The organism is Microbacterium sp. Root1433D1 (assembly GCF_001426835.1).
GTDB classification, from domain to species: Bacteria; Actinomycetota; Actinomycetes; order Actinomycetales; family Microbacteriaceae; genus Microbacterium; species Microbacterium maritypicum.
Genome location: NZ_LMFN01000001.1, coordinates 1,033,145 through 1,049,768, shown reverse-complemented (window position 1 = coordinate 1,049,768; position 16,624 = coordinate 1,033,145). Strand labels below are relative to the sequence as shown.

The following is a 16,624-nucleotide window of genomic DNA, read 5'->3' as shown; positions in this document are numbered from 1 at the left end:
CAGGCCGAGATCCTCAGGCCGAGATCGGCGTGCGGTTCGCCAGACGCCACGACGAGGGGGTCTGCCCGGTGCGGCGGCGGAAGGCCCGGCTGAACCCCTCGTCGGAGGCGTAGCCCAGCTCGCGGGAGATGTCCGAGACGCTTCGCCCGGCCTCGAGCATCCGCTTGGCCGCGTCGACGCGCACCTCGGTGACGTAGTCCGCGGGGGAGCGGCCGACGGTGCTGCGGAACCGTTCGGCGAAGGTCGAGCGCGACATGGCGCCGATGCCGGCGAGGCGCTCCACCGTCCAGTCCCGGCCCGGTTCCTCGCGGATGGCGTCGACGACGCGGTCGAGGAACGGGTCGTTCGACAGCGAGGGCCAGCCCGTCGGGGCACAGCCGTTCGCAGCCCAGGCGCGGATGACCGACAGCAGCACGGTCGTCGCCATCATGCGGCAGATGATGGGGTCGCCCTGGCGGGCGGGCATCACCGTGTCGCCGAGCACCCCCATGTTCAGCGCCAGGGCGGCGGCGGCGGGCTCCACGGCGTCGAACCCGGTGACGGTGAGGAACGGCGGCAGCAGGGCGGGCAGCGGCGAGGCCGCATCGGCGAGCTCGATGTCGGCGATCATCAGGCTCGTGTCGGCCTGCGCTTCGAGCACGAACGGCGAACGGCCGAGGGTCAGGAACGCGTCGCCCGCCACGAGCAGGTCATGGCGGGCCTTCGTGTCGACCCTGAGTCGCTGCGAGTCGGGATCGACGTCGAGGCGGCAGCCGTCTCCGAGCGGAGGATGCCCCTGCACAGCGCCCTCGGCGATGTAGACCAGGGTGATGGTGTCGGCGGGGATCGGCAGCAGCGCTCCCGCAGCTACCGAGGTGCGACGGCCGATGCCGATGCGCAGGTCGACCGCACCGAGCACGTTCGAGAGCGCGTCCGCATCCACTGTCACCATGCCTTCGGCAACGTCGTCGCGCGGCGTGCTATTCCGCCGTCGGCCGCGTCGAGGCACGAAACGGGTCGCGTCGTGCTGACGGACTCAATCATTCGGTTGATTCGAAGGGGGTGACCGCCGGATACGGTGGAGGGACACCACCCGAGGAGTACCGTGTTCCGCACCCCCGACCGACTGTTCCGAGTTCTCGCGATCGCGGAGGCGATCACCTGGACGATCCTGATCGCCGCGATCATCGCGCGCGCCGTCGGCGCCCCCGGAGTCGTGGTGACCGTGGGTGGAGGCATCCACGGGTTCATCTTCCTGAGCTACGCGGCGACGGCGATCCTGGTCGCGCTGAACCAGCGCTGGCATGTCGGTGTGGGTGTTCTCGCCGTCGCCAGCGCCGTCATCCCGTACGCGACGATCCCGACCGAGATCTGGCTGCACCGCACCGGGCGGCTTACCGGGGCCTGGCGTCTCGAGGCGACCGACGACCCGCGCGATCGCCGCTGGTACGACCGGCTGATGCGGTGGTTCCTGCAGCGGCCGTGGGTTCTCGCGCTGCTTCTGGTCGTCGGTATCGTCGCGCTCTACGTGATCCTGCTGCTGGTGGGTCCTCCCGGCGGCAAGTGACGCCCGGCGGGGTCGGATCCCTCGCCGGGTTCAGGGCGTGACGACGACCGCGTTCTTCTCGTTGATCGCAGCCAGCGTCGCCTCTGCATCCGCGGCGGTGCAGTCCACGACCACCGACAGGCCCACTCCGGTCTGCGTGAAGGCACGCGCGGCCATGAGCCAGGTGCGGCTGCCGTCCACGCCGACGACCTGGCGCGTCTCGACGCCTCCGCTGCCGCCCGCCATGTAGCTGAACTCGCCGGTCGTGGCGAGCGGGGTGACCTCGCTGGTCGGAGTCTGCAGCAGCACACCGAGGATCGCGTCGGACGAGGCGCTGTCGTCTCCGGCGACCACGGGAACGTCTGTCGTGTACCCCTGCCAGAACCGCGCAGTACAGGTGCCGTCGACCGTGCCGTACGTCCAGGCGCCGTTGCCGTCGTCGGGCGAGACGATCTTCCAGCCCTCGTCGACCACGAGCCCGTCGCCCCATTCGATGTAGGTGTCGCTCGCGAGATCGAGGCCTTCGGTGAAGGTCAGGGTCGAGCCGGACGACTCGTCGCTCGGCGCATCGGTCTCCGGGCTCGACGAGGGGATGTCGGTGGGCGACCCCGCCGGGATCTGCGCGTACAGGCATCCGCTCAGTGACAGCACGGCCACAGCGGCGATCGCGGTGCTGGCCAGGCGCAGGGGGATCGAGGAGGAGGTGCGCGTCATGCCGGTCAGCCTAGTCCCGGACCGTCACCGTCTCCGGTCCACGGTTCCACCCGGGCCGACTGATCAGTGGGCGCTGACGACCCCGATCGAGTCGTGCACGATGACCGTCGCGACCCGAGCGCCGGCACCCGCCGCGACGATGAGCTGCTGCGGACCGGGTGTCGCGGCGTCGCCCGCGGCGTAGAGCCCCGGCACATCGGTGCGACCGGAGCGGTCCGTGCGCAGATGCCCGGCGTGATCAAGCGTGGGCGCGATCCCGTCGAGGAACGTCAGCGCGTTCTCCCACTCGGGCCGCACGAAACCGCCGTCGACCGGGACCGATGTGCCGTCGGCCAGACGGATGGCGTCGAGGCTTCCCCGCTCACCCACGAGCTCGACGATCGTCTCGCGACGCACGTCGATGCCGGAGGCGGCGAGCTCCGCCTCCTCGTCCGCGGTCACGACGTCCGCCCCGTGCGTGAACACGGTGAGGCTCTCGGTCCAGCGTCCGATGAGTCGCGCGCGGTCGGCGATGTCGGGCGTCTCGCCGATCAGGGCGAGGCGGCGGCCCTGCAGCTCCCACGCATCGCAGGTGGCGCAGCTGAACAGGCTCATGCCGTAGTACCCGCGCAGGTTCGGGACATCGGGGAGCGTCTCGCGCAGCCCGGTGGCCAGCAGCACCGCCCTGGCCGTGACGGTGGTCTCGGCATCCCGGCGGCCGATGTCTGCCGCGAACACACGTCGATCGCCGTGCGGTCCCGTCCCCTCTCCGTCCGTCTGCCGGAGGGCGGTGACGCGCGTCCGCGATCGCACCTCCACGTTCGGATAGGCCGCGAGCTCTTCTCTGGCGAGGCGCCGCAGTTCGTGCGGCGGGATGCCGTCGCGGGTCAGGAACCCGTGCGATCGCAGCGTCGCCGCATTGCGCGGACGATCGGCGTCGATCACCAGCACGCGCGCGAGCGCGCGACCGAGGTTGAGGGCGGCGGAGAGACCGGCCGGTCCGCCGCCCACGATGAGCACGTCGTAGTCGGCGCGCTCGTTCATGTCCGCCATCGGTGATGTCATCCGCACGGTCCTTCCGAGAAAGGGGCGGATCCATCGCACGGCGTCTGCCGGGGCGACACCGCCGGGCGGCCGCTAAGGCTCGCCTTACTCTCATTTTGCCACTGTTCGACGCTGTCGCGGCCTGTTCGACGGTGTCTCGGGCACCCGAGGCCAGGGACCCGTGCTCGATAGGATCCCCCTATGCGGCTCCGTGCCATCGACCTCGTCGACGTCCTGATGTACCTGATCGTGCTCGGCACGTTCAGTCAGCTGTTCCCCGCGGTCATCTCCGAGACGTTCCTGCTGTCGCTTCTGACGGCGATCCTCCTGAAGATCGTCCTCGAGGCCGTCGTCTGGGTGAAGGGGAGGGCGATCGCCCACATCCGATCCGACGGCACGGCGGCCAGGCGAGCGGTCGGCGTCGTCGTGCTGCTGCTGATCCTCCCCGGCAGCAAGTTCCTCGTGCTGGAGCTGGTGGACGTCGTGTTCGGAGATGCCGTCCAACTCGGCGGTTTCTTCCTGGTGACCCTGCTGATCGTCGTCCTGATGCTCGCGCGCGGCGCCGCGCGACGGCTCCTCTCGCCAGCGCCGACCGTCGAGAGCGCCGCCTGAGCGCGAAGGGCTCGGTGCGCTCAGCTGCGACGGACGGGCTGCTGCAGCTCGGTGACCCAATCGGACTGGTCCTCGGAGACCGCGCGCACATACAGCTCGCGACACGGGCCGTCGTGCACCAGGCCCCGCGCGAAGATCTCGGTGTGGATCGCGTGCCAGCTCTCGGCGATGTGCTCCATCGCTCCGAGATGGATGCCGCACACGGCCTCCGTCGCCGCGGGGAGCTCGACGATCTCGAAGCCCTCGCGCGCGGGGCCGCTGTACGTGTAGCCCGCGATGACCTGCAGCCCGTCGTCGAGCGTCTCGTACTGGGCGATCGGGGTGGCCAGGGAGTGCGTGTCGCCGATGATCTCGGCCACGGCGTCGAAGGCGGGCCCGACCACTCCGGCGACGGCCGGCTGGTCGGCGACGACCGTGCGGATGGCGGCGAGGCGCACAGCGGGGAGGGGCTTGTCGATGATCTCGATCTGGGACATGTGCTTCTCTCTCTCGATGAGGTGGAGACGCCTCTCCACGTCGACGAGTCTCTCCGCGGCGATCCGATGCTCCTGCTCGACTTCTGCGCGACGGATCCTCAGCAGGGCGGCGATGCGTTCGGCATCGACGCCGCGTTCGAGGATCGCCGAGACGTCATCGAGACCGAAACCCAGCTGGCGCAGGGCGACGATCCGGTGCAGCCGTTCCAGCTGCGAGGGATCGTAGGAGCGGTATCCGGTGAACTCGTCCACGTGGGCGGGCTCGAGCAGGCCGGCCGTGTCCCAATGCCGGAGCATCCGGTGGGTCACCTGGCCGATCTGCGCGAACGCTCCGATGGACAACATGTCTCAGTTCTCCCGTCTGCCACTGTGTCAGAGTCAAGTATCGCGTCGGGAGGTGGAGGCCTCGGCGCGCTAGCGTCGACGGATGAGCGAAGAGGTACTGGCGGGCGGGAACGCGAGCGGCATCGTGGTGCGGCTCGGCGAGACGGTGCGAAAGTCGTGGTCGGAGGCGACCCCGAGCGTCACCCGCTTCGTGCGGGCATTGCGGGCAGCGGGCGTCGATGTGCCGGAGCCGCGAGGGCGGGATGGGCAGGGCCGGCAGGTCGTCGAATTCGTGCCGGGCACGCCGGCGATCGAGAGAATGCCACTGGACGCCGACGAGCTGCGACGAGTCGGTTCGATGATCCGCGAGATCCATGACGCCAGCGCCCACTATGCGCCGGAGGCCGATGCCGTGTGGCGGACAGCGATCCCCGCGCCCGCCGCCGAGCTTGTCTGTCACAACGACCTCGCCCCCTGGAACCTCATCACCGGCGACCGCTGGGTCTTCATCGACTGGGACGCCGCAGCCCCGAGCACCCGCCTGTGGGACCTCGCCTACGCGGCCCAGGCGTTCGCGCTGTCCGGCGGTGAACGCGATCCGGAGAGTGCGGCTCGGGATCTCGCCGACATCGTCGACGGATACCGCGCGGACGACGTCATGCGACGTGATCTGCCTCAGGCGATGGAGGAGCGGACGGCGGCGATGCTCGCGCTGCTCGAAGGGGCGCACGCGACCGGCGACGAGCCGTGGGCGTCGATGTATGCGAACGGCCACGGCGACCACTGGGCGAAGGCGCTGGCATTCGTGCGAGAACATCGGGCGCGGTGGGCACGGTCGCTCGGCGGGGTCTGAGCTCGGCCGCGTGGGCGGTGCGCCGTGCGTGGTGCGAGAACATGCCGGTATATCGTTTTCCGGCTCTGATCTGGGCCTTTGAATGTCGGTGGCTCCTGGTTCACTGAAGGTATGACGGCACTGGCGGATGCGACTCTCGAGCAGGTGGATGCGCTCGCTGCGCTCACCGAGATGCTCGTCGAGGTCGAGCGCACGATTAGCAGTCTGCAGGCCGCACGCGACGGCATCCTGGCCGTGGGCTCGCGGCTCGCACTCGAAGTCGCTGAGCAGGCGGAGCATCCCGATCAGGGGGAGATGTCTGCGCGCACCGTCGCCGCGGAGTTCGCCACAGCCCTGCGGGTGAGCGATCGGACGGTGCAGCGGCGGATGGCGGATGCGGCGTGGGTCGTAGAGCGCTTCCCGATGGTCTGGGAAGCGCAGGGCGCCGGTCGTATCAGCGCGGCGCACGCCCGCGTCGTGTGCGAAGCGGGCGAGCATCTCGACGATGCGGCGAGCCGCGATGCCTACGCGACGCAGATGATCGTCTTCGCCGAGACCGAGTCTCCCGCCCGCGTCGGCCGCATGGCTCGGCGGGTGGCCGAGCGGTTCCAGGCGCGGTCGATCGAGGAGCGGCATCTCGACGCGCGGGAGAAGAGAGCCGTGTGGGTGAAAGACGTCGGCGACGGGATGACACAGCTCGGGGTGCTCGGTCCCTCGGCGCTCGTCCACGGTGTCTTCGATCGCCTGACGCAGATGGCCGACGCGATGCAGGAGCCCGAATCCCAGGAGCCCGAATCCCCGGAGCCCGAGTCCCCGGTGCCCGATCGGCGCACCATCGCGCAGCTCCGCGCCGATCTCGCCCTCGACCTGCTCCTCACCGGTGCCCCGGTCGGGCACGACGGCGCGGAGGGGCCCCTCGCGGCGATCCGTGGAACGGTGTCGATCACTGTTCCCGTCATGACCCTGATCGCGGGCGACGCGACACCGGCCGAGCTGAACGGCCGCACCCCGATCGACCCCGTGACCGCCCGCCGGTTCGCCGGTGCGGCATCCGGATGGGACCGTATCCTCACCCACCCCATCACCGGGACGGTCCTCGCGGTCGACCGCTATCGGCCGGGTTCGGATCTGCGGAGGCATCTTCGCGCCAGGGATCAGCGCTGCAGATTCCCCACCTGCGGGTATCCGTCCACCGATTGCGACATCGATCATCATCGCGATGCCGTGCTCGGTGGCTCCACCGACGAGTCGAACCTCGGCCATCTGTGTCGACGCCATCATGTGCTCAAGCACCATTCGCCGTGGACGGTCGAGCCTCTGGGCGGTGGCCTCTACGCCTGGACGAGCCCGACCGGCAAGGTCTACATCGACCGGCCGCCTCCCCAGAACACCGTCACCTTCACCGAGGATCCCGAGGTCGCCCCGTTCTGAGTGATGCCGCCGAGCACCCGGAACAGCGCCGTATCTCAAAGTTGAGCCAATTCATATCAAGTTCATTTGACTCCTTCTCGACCCCTGGGTACACTTGAGTCATCGCGACTCAGGTTTTCCTGATCGCCGCAGATTTTCCGAACCACAACGAACTTCCAACAAAGGAGAGAACACATGGCACGTGCTGTCGGTATCGACCTCGGAACCACCAACTCCGTCGTCAGCGTCCTCGAGGGTGGCGAGCCCAAGGTCATCGCCAACGCCGAGGGCTTCCGCACGACCCCCTCGGTCGTGGCCTTCACCAAGGACGGGGAGGTGCTCGTCGGTGAGACTGCGAAGCGCCAGGCCGTCACCAACGTCGATCGGACGATCGCTTCCGTCAAGCGCCACATGGGCACCGACTGGAGCTTCGACGTCGACGGCAAGAAGTGGACGCCGCAGGAGATCTCCGCGCGTATCCTCATGAAGCTCAAGCGCGACGCCGAGGCGTACCTGGGTGACACGGTGACCGACGCGGTCATCACCGTCCCCGCGTACTTCAACGACGCCGAGCGTCAGGCCACCAAGGAGGCCGGCGAGATCTCGGGCCTCAACGTGCTGCGCATCATCAACGAGCCGACCGCGGCCGCGCTCGCCTACGGTCTCGACAAGGGCAAGGAAGACGAGCTCATCCTGGTCTTCGACCTGGGTGGCGGAACGTTCGACGTCTCGCTGCTCGAGGTGGGCAAGGACGACGACTTCTCCACGATCCAGGTGCGCTCGACCGCCGGTGACAACCGTCTCGGTGGAGACGACTGGGACCAGCGTCTCGTCGATTACCTGATCAAGCAGTTCAAGGAGACCACGGGCGTCGACGTCTCGGGTGACAAGATCGCCCTGCAGCGTCTCAAGGAGGCTGCGGAGCAGGCGAAGAAGGAGCTCTCCTCCTCGACGTCGACGAGCATCAACCTGCCCTACCTGTCGCTGACCGAGTCGGGCCCGGTGTCGCTTTCCGAGACCATCACCCGCGCGAAGTTCGAGGACCTCACGAAGGACCTTCTCGACCGCACCAAGAAGCCGTTCGAGGACGTCATCCGCGAAGCCGGCATCAAGGTGTCCGAGATCGACCACATCGTGCTCGTCGGTGGATCCACGCGTATGCCTGCGGTCGCCGAACTCGTCAAGCGCGAGACCGGCAAGGACGCGAACAAGGGCGTCAACCCGGATGAGGTCGTCGCCGTCGGCGCCGCGCTCCAGGCCGGTGTCCTCAAGGGTGAGCGCAAGGACGTTCTCCTCATCGACGTCACCCCGCTGAGCCTCGGTATCGAGACCAAGGGCGGCATGATGACCAAGCTCATCGAGCGCAACACGGCCATCCCGACCAAGCGCAGCGAGACCTTCACCACGGCAGACGACAACCAGCCGTCCGTCGCGATCCAGGTCTTCCAGGGCGAGCGTGACTTCACGCGCGACAACAAGCCGCTCGGCACGTTCGAGCTGACGGGTATCGCTCCGGCTCCCCGCGGCATCCCGCAGATCGAGGTCACCTTCGACATCGACGCCAACGGCATCGTGCACGTGTCCGCCAAGGACAAGGGCACCGGCACCGAGAAGTCGATCGTCATCTCCGGCGGCTCGTCGCTGTCGAAGGAAGACATCGAGCGCATGGTGCGCGAGGCCGAGGAGCACGCCGCTGAGGACAAGGCGCGCCGCGAGGCCGCAGAGGTCCGCAACCAGGCCGAGACGCTCGCGTACTCGATCGACAAGCTGATCACCGAGAACGACGACAAGCTGCCCGAAGACGTGAAGACCGAGGTCAAGGCCGACGTCGACGCGCTCAAGACGGCGCTGGCCGGCGAAGACGACGAGGCCGTGAAGACCGCGTTCGACAAGCTCAACCAGTCGCAGTCCAAGCTCGGCGAGGCCATCTACGCCTCCTCGCAGGCGGATGCCGCTGCCGGCGCTTCGGCTGACGGCGAGGCCCCGGCCGGTGACGCTCCCTCCTCCGAGGAAGACGTCATCGACGCCGAGGTCGTCGACGACGAGGACGAGAAGAAGTAATCATGACGGACAAGAACTTCGACGAGAACCAGTTTCCTGAGTCCGCCGAAGGTCGCAGCGAGGGGTCGGATGCTCAGGCATCCGGCCCCGTGCCGCAGAACCCGGACTCCACCGAGGCGAAGGCCGCCGAGGGGTCGGACGAGACTCCTGACGACGGCGCCGATGACCTCACGGTCGACGACATCCTCGGTGCCACGCAGACCGGTGAGGCCGCGGCGGAAGACGCCGTGCTCGCCGACCTCGAGTCCACGCTGCTGAACGACCTCAAGCGCCTTCAGGCCGAATACGCGAACTACCGTCGCCGCACCGAAGAGCAGCGTCAGGTCGAGATCGAGCGAGCGAAGGGCGAGGCCGCCAAGGGCCTGGTCCCCGTGCTCGATGACCTCGACCGCGCGGCTCAGCACGGTGATCTGGTGGAGGGCACGCCCTTCGCCGTGATCGCCGACAAGGTGCGCACCGTCGTGGAGCGTCTCGGAGTGGTCGCGTACGGCGCGAAGGGCGAGGAATTCGACCCGCAGCGCCACGAGGCCATCTTCCAGCAGCCGACCCCCGGCGCCGAGAAGACCACGATCCTCGAGGTCGTCGAGGTGGGCTACCGCCTCGGAGACGTCGAGCTGCGCCCCGCGAAGGTCGTCGTCGCTGTCCCTGCGGAGTAGGTGATCGATGGCCAGCCAGGATTGGTTCGACAAGGACTTCTACAAGACCCTCGGGGTCTCCAAGGACGTCAGTGATGCGGATCTGAAGAAGACGTATCGCAAGCTCGCGCGGAAGTACCACCCGGACTCCAATCAGGGTGATGCCAAAGCCGAAGCGAAGTTCAAGGAGATCAGCGAGGCCTACTCGGTGCTCTCCGACGCCGAACAGCGCAAGGAATACGACGAGATCCGCGCCATGGGATCCGGCGCTCGCTTCACGGCGAGCGGTGCGGGTGCCGGCGGCTTCGAAGACGTGTTCAGCCGGTTCGGACAGCAGGGCCGCGGGCAGACGGCGGACTTCGAGGACATCTTCGCGATGTTCAACCAAGGGCAGGGCGCGAGCTTCGGCAACGGACGCTTCGGGCAGCCGAGCGGCGGATACCGCGGCTTCGGCGGCCCGCAGCGCGGAGCCGATGTCACGGCCCGCACCACGCTCGACTTCGTCACCGCCGTGCAGGGCGAGACCATCTCCCTGCAGGGCGAAGACGGCAAGCCCTTCAAGGTGAAGATCCCGGCGGGCGTCGCCGACGGACAGAAGATCCGTCTCCGCGGTCGCGGTCGTCCTTCGCCCGATGGGGGAGAGAGCGGCGACATCGTCGTGCAGATCGCGGTGCGCCCGCACCCGGTCTTCACGCGCGACGGACTCAACCTGCGCGTCGTGGTGCCTGTGACGTTCACCGAGGCGACTCTCGGTGCGACCATCGAGGTCCCGACCCTCGGCGGCGACGTGGTCAAGCTCCGCGTCGCACCCGGTACTCCCTCCGGGCGGGTGCTGCGGGTCAAGGGCCGAGGGGTTGCGACCTCGAAGGGCACGGGCGACCTGCTCGCAGAGCTCCAGGTCGCGGTGCCGACGCACCTCGACGACGCCGCGCGTGCGGCTCTGGAGAAGTTCCAGGAACTCGAGCCCGACGAGAACCCGCGGGCCGAGCTGATGGCGAAGGCGCGGCGATGACCGATCGTCGAAGCGGGCACCGGGGGCGGAGGCGTTCATGATGAATGCTGACACCCCGGTGTTCGCGATCGCGGCCGCCGCCGAGCTCTCCGGCCTTCATCCCCAGACGCTGCGGCAGTACGACCGCATCGGGCTCGTCGTCCCCGGACGCACTTCCGGCGGTTCGCGCCGGTACTCCCCCCGGAACATCGAGCAGCTGCGCGAGGTCGCCCAGCTCTCTTCCGAGGGCGTGAGCCTCCCCGCGATCGCCCGTCTGCTCGACCTCGAAGACGAGAACAGGGCGCTGCGCAACCGCATCGCCGTGCTCGAGAGTGCGTTGCGCACCGAGCGCGAGAGCCGCCCCGGAGTGCGCGTGTTCGCCGCGGGTTCCGCCGGAGTCGTACCCATGCCGACCGGACGGCGCCTGCGTCGCTCGACGGAGGTCGTGCTCTGGGACCCGCGCGGGAGCGCCTAGGCCCAGGCACCGCCGCGGTGTGTATCCTGTCAACTGTTAACAGGAGGTCACCATGACGCAGACCGTCACGCGCGGAGAATCCCTCGGCGCCCAGGTGGCGCGGGTGCTCCGCCAGCGCATCGTGCGCGGCGAGCTCGCCCCCGGCGCGCGCATCACCGAAGAGGCGCTCGCCGAGGAGTTCTCGGTCAGCCGCGGACCGGTGCGCGATGCCCTCACCCAGTTGAGTTTCGAGAAGCTCGTCGAGGTGCAGCGTCCGCGCGGGGTCTACATCGTGGGGCTCACGCACGACGACGTCGATCAGCTGTACAGCCTGCGCGGTGCCCTCGAACAGCTCGCCCTCTCGCGCGCCATGCGTGTCGACGACGATGCGCGCTGGGCGGCGATGGCTGCGGCGGTCGGACGCATGGGCGAGGCCGCGGATGCCGGTGACCACGCCGCTTTCGTGGCGGCCGACCTCGAGTTCCACTCGCAGATCTACGCGCTCGCCGACCATCCACGCCTCGAGGGGGCGTGGAACCAGTACCTCCCGACGTTCACGGCGCTCCTCGAGGTCACGATCAACCACGATGAAGATCTGCACGAGTCGTCCGGCGACCACGTGAAGCTCATGGACGTGATGCGAAGCGGTACGCCGACGCAGGCGGCGAAGGTGCTGTCGGAACACCTCGACGGCGCCCGCGAGCGCATGCTGAGCGAGATCGCCACCCGCGCCTGAGCGGGGCGGGCATTTACTCGTCGGGGGAGGGGCGCACGCTTGTCAGTGTTGACTGTTAACAGTCAACACTGCTACGGTCGGGGAGTCGACAACAAGGTCGACCCACGTAGAGGAGCAAAGATGCCCCGCAAGCGCATCACCCGGGCGGCTGCCGCGATCGCCGCCCTCGCAGCCACCGCTCTCATCGTCTCGGCCTGCACCAAGGTCGAAGAGGGCGAGGAAGCCGGATCGGCGTTCCCCGAGAACGACATCCGACTCATCATCCAGGCCAACCCCGGCGGAGGATCCGACCTCTCGTCGCGCGCGCTCGCCACGGAGCTCGAGAAGATCCTCGGCGTCAGCGTCATCCCGGAGAACATGCCCGGTGCCGCCGGCGCCCTCGCGATGGAGTACGTGGGCGCGCAGGATGCCGACGGCTACGTCATCGGATTCGCGCCCGTCGAGATCGCGATGCTCAACACCACGCAGAGCGCGAACGTGCTGCCGGACGACTTCGACCTGCTCGGCCAGATCATGCTCGCCCCCGGGGTCGTCACGGTCGGCGCGAACAGCGGCATCGAGACGCTCGAAGACCTCGTCGCCCAGGCGAAGTCCGGCGCCGTCACGGTCGCCAACTCCGGTGCCGGCTCCATCTGGGAGGCGGCGACCCTCGGACTCGGTGCCGCGACCGACGCCGACTTCACCCCGGTCCCCTACGACGGCGGAGCGACAGCCGTCGCTGCAGCCGCATCCGGTGAGACCGTCGCGGCCGTCTCCGGCCTCGGCGAGGCCCTGGCGCAGGGCGAGGCCGTGCGCATCCTCGCCGTCATGAACGACGAGCGTCACCCCGACGCCGAAGACGTCGAGACGGTCGAAGAGGCCATCGGCGAAGACGTGGTCTTCGGTGGCTGGGGCGGCATCTATGCCCCCAAGGGTCTGCCCGACGACGTGAAGTCGACGCTCGAGGCCGCGGTCAAGGAAGCCGTCGAGTCCGACGGATACCAGAAGTTCCAGGCCGATGCCGGAAACCTCGTCGTGTACCGCGACTCCGCCGAATGGACGACGTTCGTCGACGAGCAGTTCGACCTCTTCAAGGATCTCCTGGGCTGAGAACACTGCGGGGCCGGTGCAGACCGGCCCCGCAGCCGTTCCCCTTCGACGAAGGAGAAGGAGCATGATGTCCACCCCCGACACCGCTGCAGAACCGGCAGGCCGCGACGAATCCGCCGGTGACGAGTACGAGGGCGCGCCCGCGTCGCGAACCCTCGAGATCGTGTTCGCCGTCGTCGCCCTGGCGTTCACCGCCGGATACCTCTTCCTCTCGACGCAGATCCCGCTGCGCCGTGAGGCCGCACCCGGGCAGATCGACGCCCGCTTCTGGCCGCTCGTGATCGGGGTCACCGGAGTCGTCGTCGCCATCGCGCTGCTCGCCGTCGCGATCACCCGCCCGGCACCCACCCGCGAAGACCTCGAACGCATCCAGCCCGGCGGCTACCTCCGCGTCATCGCCACGCTCGCGATCACCGGCGCCTTCATCGTGCTGTGGTCGCTGGGCTCGGTCATCCTCTTCGGCTACCGCATCGAGGTCTTCCCGATCGCCGCAGCTCTGCTGATGGCCTCCCTCATGCTCCTCTACGGCCACCGCCGCTGGCTGAGCCTGATCATCTACTCCGCCTCCGTCACGGCGTTCGTCTACGTCGTGTTCGGGATGCTCCTGAGGATCCCCCTGTGAACGCGCTCATGGAGGGGCTGAACTCGCTCCTCGACATCTCGATCCTGCTCTACATGCTCGTCGGCCTCGTGCTCGGCTTCATGGTCGGCGCCTTTCCCGGCATCACCGCGACCATGGCGGTCGCGCTTGCCGCCGGCTTCACGATGACCCTCGAGCCCGTGCAGGGTCTCGCGGTGCTGCTGACGATCTACGTCGCCGCGAACTTCGGCGATCGGGTGCCCTCGATCCTCATCAACACCCCCGGCACTCCCGCGTCCATCGCGACGACGCTCGACGGCTATCCCATGGCCAAGCAGGGGCGGGCCGGTCTCGCCCTGACGATCTCCGCGATCGTCTCGGCCGTCGGCATCCTCGCCTCGCTCGTGCTCTTCGCAGTCGCAGCCGTGCCGATCGCCAGCTTCGCCCGCGACTACTTCAAATCCCCGGAACTGTTCGCCCTGGTGGTCTTCGGCATCTCGATCATGATCGGCATCTCGTCGAAGTCGATGCTCAAGGGCATCCTCGCCGGGCTCTTCGGCCTCATGCTCGGCAGCGTCGGCACGTATGCGGCGACGGCCGATCAGCGCTTCACCTTCGGAGTGCTCGAACTCGTCGAGGGCGTGAACTTCATCGCCGTGATCATCGGACTCTTCGGCATCGCCGAACTCTTCGACCAGCTGCTCACGCACCGGAAGTCGCACGTGCGGCCCATCTCGAGCCTCGGCCGCTGGTGGCCGAACCGGGCCGAGCTGAAGCAGAGCGGTCGGGCCACGGCGGTCGGCGGTGCGGTCGGACTCGGCGTCGGGCTCATCCCCGCGGCCGGCGGCGACATCGCGGGACTCATCGGGTGGGAGCGGGCGCGCAAGGTGTCCAAGCACCCCGAGATGTTCGGCAAGGGATCGATCGAGGGCGTCGCGGCCTCCGACACCGCCTCGAGCGCCACGCTCGGTGGCTCGCTCACCACGACCATGGCGCTGGGCATCCCCGGCGACTCCGTGATGGCCGTGATGATCGGTTCGATGATCATCTGGGGCATCACGCCCGGTCCCACGCTGTTCACGAACCGCCCCGACCTGGTCGTCTCGATCGTGGGAATCATGCTGATCGCGACGATCCTGTCGCTCGTGCTGAGCCTGATCCGCATGAAGGGCATGGTCAAGCTGCTCGACGTGCCGCAGCCGTATCTGTGGAGCGGCATCCTGATCTTCTGCATCATCGGCACGTATGCCACCTCGAACAGCCTCTCCACGGTCGTGACGATGCTCGTCTTCGGTGTGATCGGAGTGATGCTCAAGCGCATGCAGGTGCCGGCGGGCCCCGTGGTGCTCGGGCTCCTACTCGGACCCCTCGCCGAGGAGAACCTCGCCCGGACGCTGGCGATCCTGCCCACGCGTCCGTTCTTCGAGGTCGTCAGCCCCATCGCGCTCGTGCTCCTCGCCCTGGCCGTGCTGTCGATCGTGATGCCGGCGATCCGTGCCGCCCGTCGTCCCCGTGCCGAGCGCGCCTCGCTCGCGGACTCGATCCTGCACGACGACAGCATCCAGCAGATCGAGAAGGCGCACGACGAGCTCGCCGCGCAGCCGGACCTGCTCACCTCCACCGTCCGCAACGTCGACGCCCCGCGGCGTCGTTCCCGCAAGCCCCGCAAGAACTCCGAGGAGACCGAGAAGTGACCCGCTACGACATCCTGACCGCCGTGCCCACCGCGTTCCACCGCGACGGCACCCTCGACATCGAGGGTTCGCGTGCGATCTTCCGATTCGTCGCCGACTCGGGGAACGAGGGAGCATTCGTGCTCGGCACGACGGGGGAGTTCCCCGCGGTGGACGCCGAGGAGTTCGCGGCCATTGTCGACGCGGCGCTGGCCGAGCTGCAGGGGCGCATGCGCGTCGTCGTGCACGTCGGCCGCCCCAGCACGTTCGAGGCTGTGCGGCTGACCCGCATCGCCCGCGAACTGGGCGCCGTGGAGTTCGCCGCGCTGACGCCGTACTACCTGCGAGCCACCGACGACGCGATCTTCGACTACTACCGCGCGGTGTCGGATGCCGTCGGCGACGGTCGACTGTACGTGTACATCTACCCGGCTCGCAGCGGCAACCCGGTCTCGCCGGAGCTTCTGGTGCGGCTCGCCGAACTGCCCAACGTCGTCGGTGCCAAGATCAGCGAGCTCTCGCTCGACGACATCGCCGCGTACCGGGCCGTCGTGCCCGCCGACTTCGACCTCTACACCGGCGCCGATCGCGACCTGATCGCCGCCGTCGAGGTGGGCGCGCAGGGCGTCGTCTCCGGGGTGTCGTCGGTCACACCGAAGCCCTTCCGCGCGCTCGCCGACGCGGGCCGAGCGGGAGACGCGGCGGCCATCGTCGCCGCCCAGGCCGCCGTCGACGACGTCGTCGCGCTCATCGGGGGCGACATGGCGCGCATGAAGGAGGCGTACCGCGTGCTCGACGTCGTCGACACGCACTGCCGCATGGCCATCGCCGAGCCGAGCGCCGCCGAGCGCACCGCCGTCGCCGAGGTGGTCGCCGCGCACCGGTGACCCGGTCACAGGAGATGGAAATGTCGCCTTCCTAGCGTGGAAGCAGGGAACGACCCTGCTCCGCGCCTGGCGCGCGGGTGTCCTGCCACGAAGGAAGAACTCCTCATGACGAACACCAAAGCCCCATCCGCCGCACCCTCGCTGGGACTCCTGGTCCTCCGCGTGGTCGTCGGTGCGATCTTCGCCGCACACGGCGCACAGAAGATCTTCGAGTTCACGCTTCCCGGGACGATCGGCAGCTTCGCGGGCATGGGGGTCCCTCTGCCGGAGATCGCCGGTCCGGTCGTCGCCTTCGTCGAGCTCATCGGCGGCATCCTGCTGATCCTCGGGCTCCTCACCCGTCCGGTCGCCATCCTGCTCGCGATCGACATGATCGTCGCCCTCGTCGCCGTGCACCTTCCCGCCGGTCTCTGGGTCGGTGACGGCGGCTACGAATTCGTCGCGGTCCTCGGCGCGGCAGCTCTCGCCCTCGCGCTCACGGGTGCGGGGCGGTTCTCCCTCGACGGAGCGTTCCTGCGAGGACGCGCGCCGGCCTGGCTGAGCTGAAGAACCTCAGCAATACGACGGATGCCGCGACCGAGGGGTCGCGGCATCCGTCGCGT

The 16,624-nt window shown here is 68.6% G+C and carries 18 protein-coding genes; 14 read left to right on the top strand and 4 right to left on the bottom strand.

The annotated features are described in order from the left end of the window. Window positions 1–13: 13 nt before the first annotated feature. The gene (locus tag ASD13_RS05065) at window positions 14–931 is read right to left on the bottom strand and encodes a helix-turn-helix domain-containing protein (RefSeq protein WP_055866337.1); all 918 of its coding nucleotides are present in this window, start codon (window positions 929–931) and stop codon (window positions 14–16) included. A 153-nt stretch (window positions 932–1,084) separates the two neighbouring features. Here ASD13_RS05065 and ASD13_RS05060 point away from each other — a divergent pair, with 153 nt between their 5' ends. Beyond that, window positions 1,085–1,546, top strand: a complete 462-nt coding sequence (locus ASD13_RS05060) for a DUF3817 domain-containing protein (protein ID WP_017829660.1) — start codon at window positions 1,085–1,087, stop codon at window positions 1,544–1,546. 30 nt (window positions 1,547–1,576) lie between these two features. On the opposite strand, the gene ASD13_RS05055 is transcribed toward ASD13_RS05060, so the two are convergent. Both ASD13_RS05055 and ASD13_RS05050 read right to left on the bottom strand, forming a co-directional pair. Next, window positions 1,577–2,239 (bottom strand): hypothetical protein, encoded by a 663-nt coding sequence (locus tag ASD13_RS05055; protein ID WP_055866335.1) that lies wholly within the window; start codon window positions 2,237–2,239, stop codon window positions 1,577–1,579. Between the two features lie 63 nt (window positions 2,240–2,302). After that, the gene (locus tag ASD13_RS05050; RefSeq protein WP_055866332.1) at window positions 2,303–3,283 is read right to left on the bottom strand and encodes an NAD(P)/FAD-dependent oxidoreductase; all 981 of its coding nucleotides are present in this window, start codon (window positions 3,281–3,283) and stop codon (window positions 2,303–2,305) included. A gap of 180 nt (window positions 3,284–3,463) precedes the next feature. On the opposite strand from ASD13_RS05050, the gene ASD13_RS05045 reads away from it, so the two are divergent. Next, window positions 3,464–3,874 (top strand): hypothetical protein, encoded by a 411-nt coding sequence (locus ASD13_RS05045; RefSeq protein ID WP_055866330.1) that lies wholly within the window; start codon window positions 3,464–3,466, stop codon window positions 3,872–3,874. A 20-nt stretch (window positions 3,875–3,894) separates the two neighbouring features. Here ASD13_RS05045 and ASD13_RS05040 read toward each other — a convergent pair whose 3' ends face one another. Beyond that, the gene (locus ASD13_RS05040) at window positions 3,895–4,695 is read right to left on the bottom strand and encodes a MerR family transcriptional regulator (protein WP_055866328.1); all 801 of its coding nucleotides are present in this window, start codon (window positions 4,693–4,695) and stop codon (window positions 3,895–3,897) included. Window positions 4,696–4,777: 82 nt separating this feature from the next. Here ASD13_RS05040 and ASD13_RS05035 point away from each other — a divergent pair, with 82 nt between their 5' ends. From ASD13_RS05035 to ASD13_RS04980, 12 genes are all read left to right on the top strand, one after another. Next, window positions 4,778–5,527 (top strand): phosphotransferase, encoded by a 750-nt coding sequence (locus ASD13_RS05035; RefSeq protein ID WP_055866326.1) that lies wholly within the window; start codon window positions 4,778–4,780, stop codon window positions 5,525–5,527. A 111-nt stretch (window positions 5,528–5,638) separates the two neighbouring features. Further along, complete coding sequence (locus ASD13_RS05030; protein ID WP_055866324.1) at window positions 5,639–6,937, top strand: HNH endonuclease signature motif containing protein; 1,299 nt, start codon at window positions 5,639–5,641, stop codon at window positions 6,935–6,937. A gap of 174 nt (window positions 6,938–7,111) precedes the next feature. Next, window positions 7,112–8,977, top strand: coding sequence for a molecular chaperone DnaK (gene dnaK, locus ASD13_RS05025; protein ID WP_055866321.1), 1,866 nt, complete (start codon window positions 7,112–7,114; stop codon window positions 8,975–8,977). 2 nt (window positions 8,978–8,979) lie between these two features. Next, the gene (locus ASD13_RS05020; RefSeq protein ID WP_055866319.1) at window positions 8,980–9,633 is read left to right on the top strand and encodes a nucleotide exchange factor GrpE; all 654 of its coding nucleotides are present in this window, start codon (window positions 8,980–8,982) and stop codon (window positions 9,631–9,633) included. 7 nt (window positions 9,634–9,640) lie between these two features. Next, a complete protein-coding gene (locus ASD13_RS05015) occupies window positions 9,641–10,624 on the top strand; it encodes a DnaJ C-terminal domain-containing protein (RefSeq protein ID WP_055866317.1) in 984 nt (327 codons plus the stop codon). A gap of 40 nt (window positions 10,625–10,664) precedes the next feature. Beyond that, the gene (locus ASD13_RS05010) at window positions 10,665–11,078 is read left to right on the top strand and encodes a heat shock protein transcriptional repressor HspR (RefSeq protein ID WP_200942459.1); all 414 of its coding nucleotides are present in this window, start codon (window positions 10,665–10,667) and stop codon (window positions 11,076–11,078) included. A gap of 52 nt (window positions 11,079–11,130) precedes the next feature. Continuing rightward, a complete protein-coding gene (locus tag ASD13_RS05005; protein ID WP_055866313.1) occupies window positions 11,131–11,793 on the top strand; it encodes a GntR family transcriptional regulator in 663 nt (220 codons plus the stop codon). Between the two features lie 120 nt (window positions 11,794–11,913). Next, window positions 11,914–12,882, top strand: a complete 969-nt coding sequence (locus ASD13_RS05000; protein WP_055866310.1) for a tripartite tricarboxylate transporter substrate binding protein — start codon at window positions 11,914–11,916, stop codon at window positions 12,880–12,882. A 64-nt stretch (window positions 12,883–12,946) separates the two neighbouring features. Then, window positions 12,947–13,504, top strand: coding sequence for a tripartite tricarboxylate transporter TctB family protein (locus tag ASD13_RS04995; protein ID WP_017829648.1), 558 nt, complete (start codon window positions 12,947–12,949; stop codon window positions 13,502–13,504). After that, on the top strand, window positions 13,501–15,156 hold the full coding sequence (locus ASD13_RS04990; protein ID WP_055866307.1) for a tripartite tricarboxylate transporter permease: 1,656 nt from the start codon (window positions 13,501–13,503) through the stop codon (window positions 15,154–15,156). The genes ASD13_RS04995 and ASD13_RS04990 overlap by 4 nt, the downstream gene beginning before the upstream one ends. Beyond that, window positions 15,153–16,022, top strand: a complete 870-nt coding sequence (locus tag ASD13_RS04985) for a dihydrodipicolinate synthase family protein (RefSeq protein ID WP_055866305.1) — start codon at window positions 15,153–15,155, stop codon at window positions 16,020–16,022. Before ASD13_RS04990 ends, ASD13_RS04985 begins: the two co-directional genes overlap by 4 nt. 105 nt (window positions 16,023–16,127) lie before the next feature. Continuing rightward, window positions 16,128–16,568: a DoxX family protein gene (locus tag ASD13_RS04980; protein ID WP_055866303.1), complete on the top strand. Its 441-nt coding sequence runs from the start codon at window positions 16,128–16,130 to the stop codon at window positions 16,566–16,568. The last annotated feature ends 56 nt before the right edge of the window (window positions 16,569–16,624 follow it).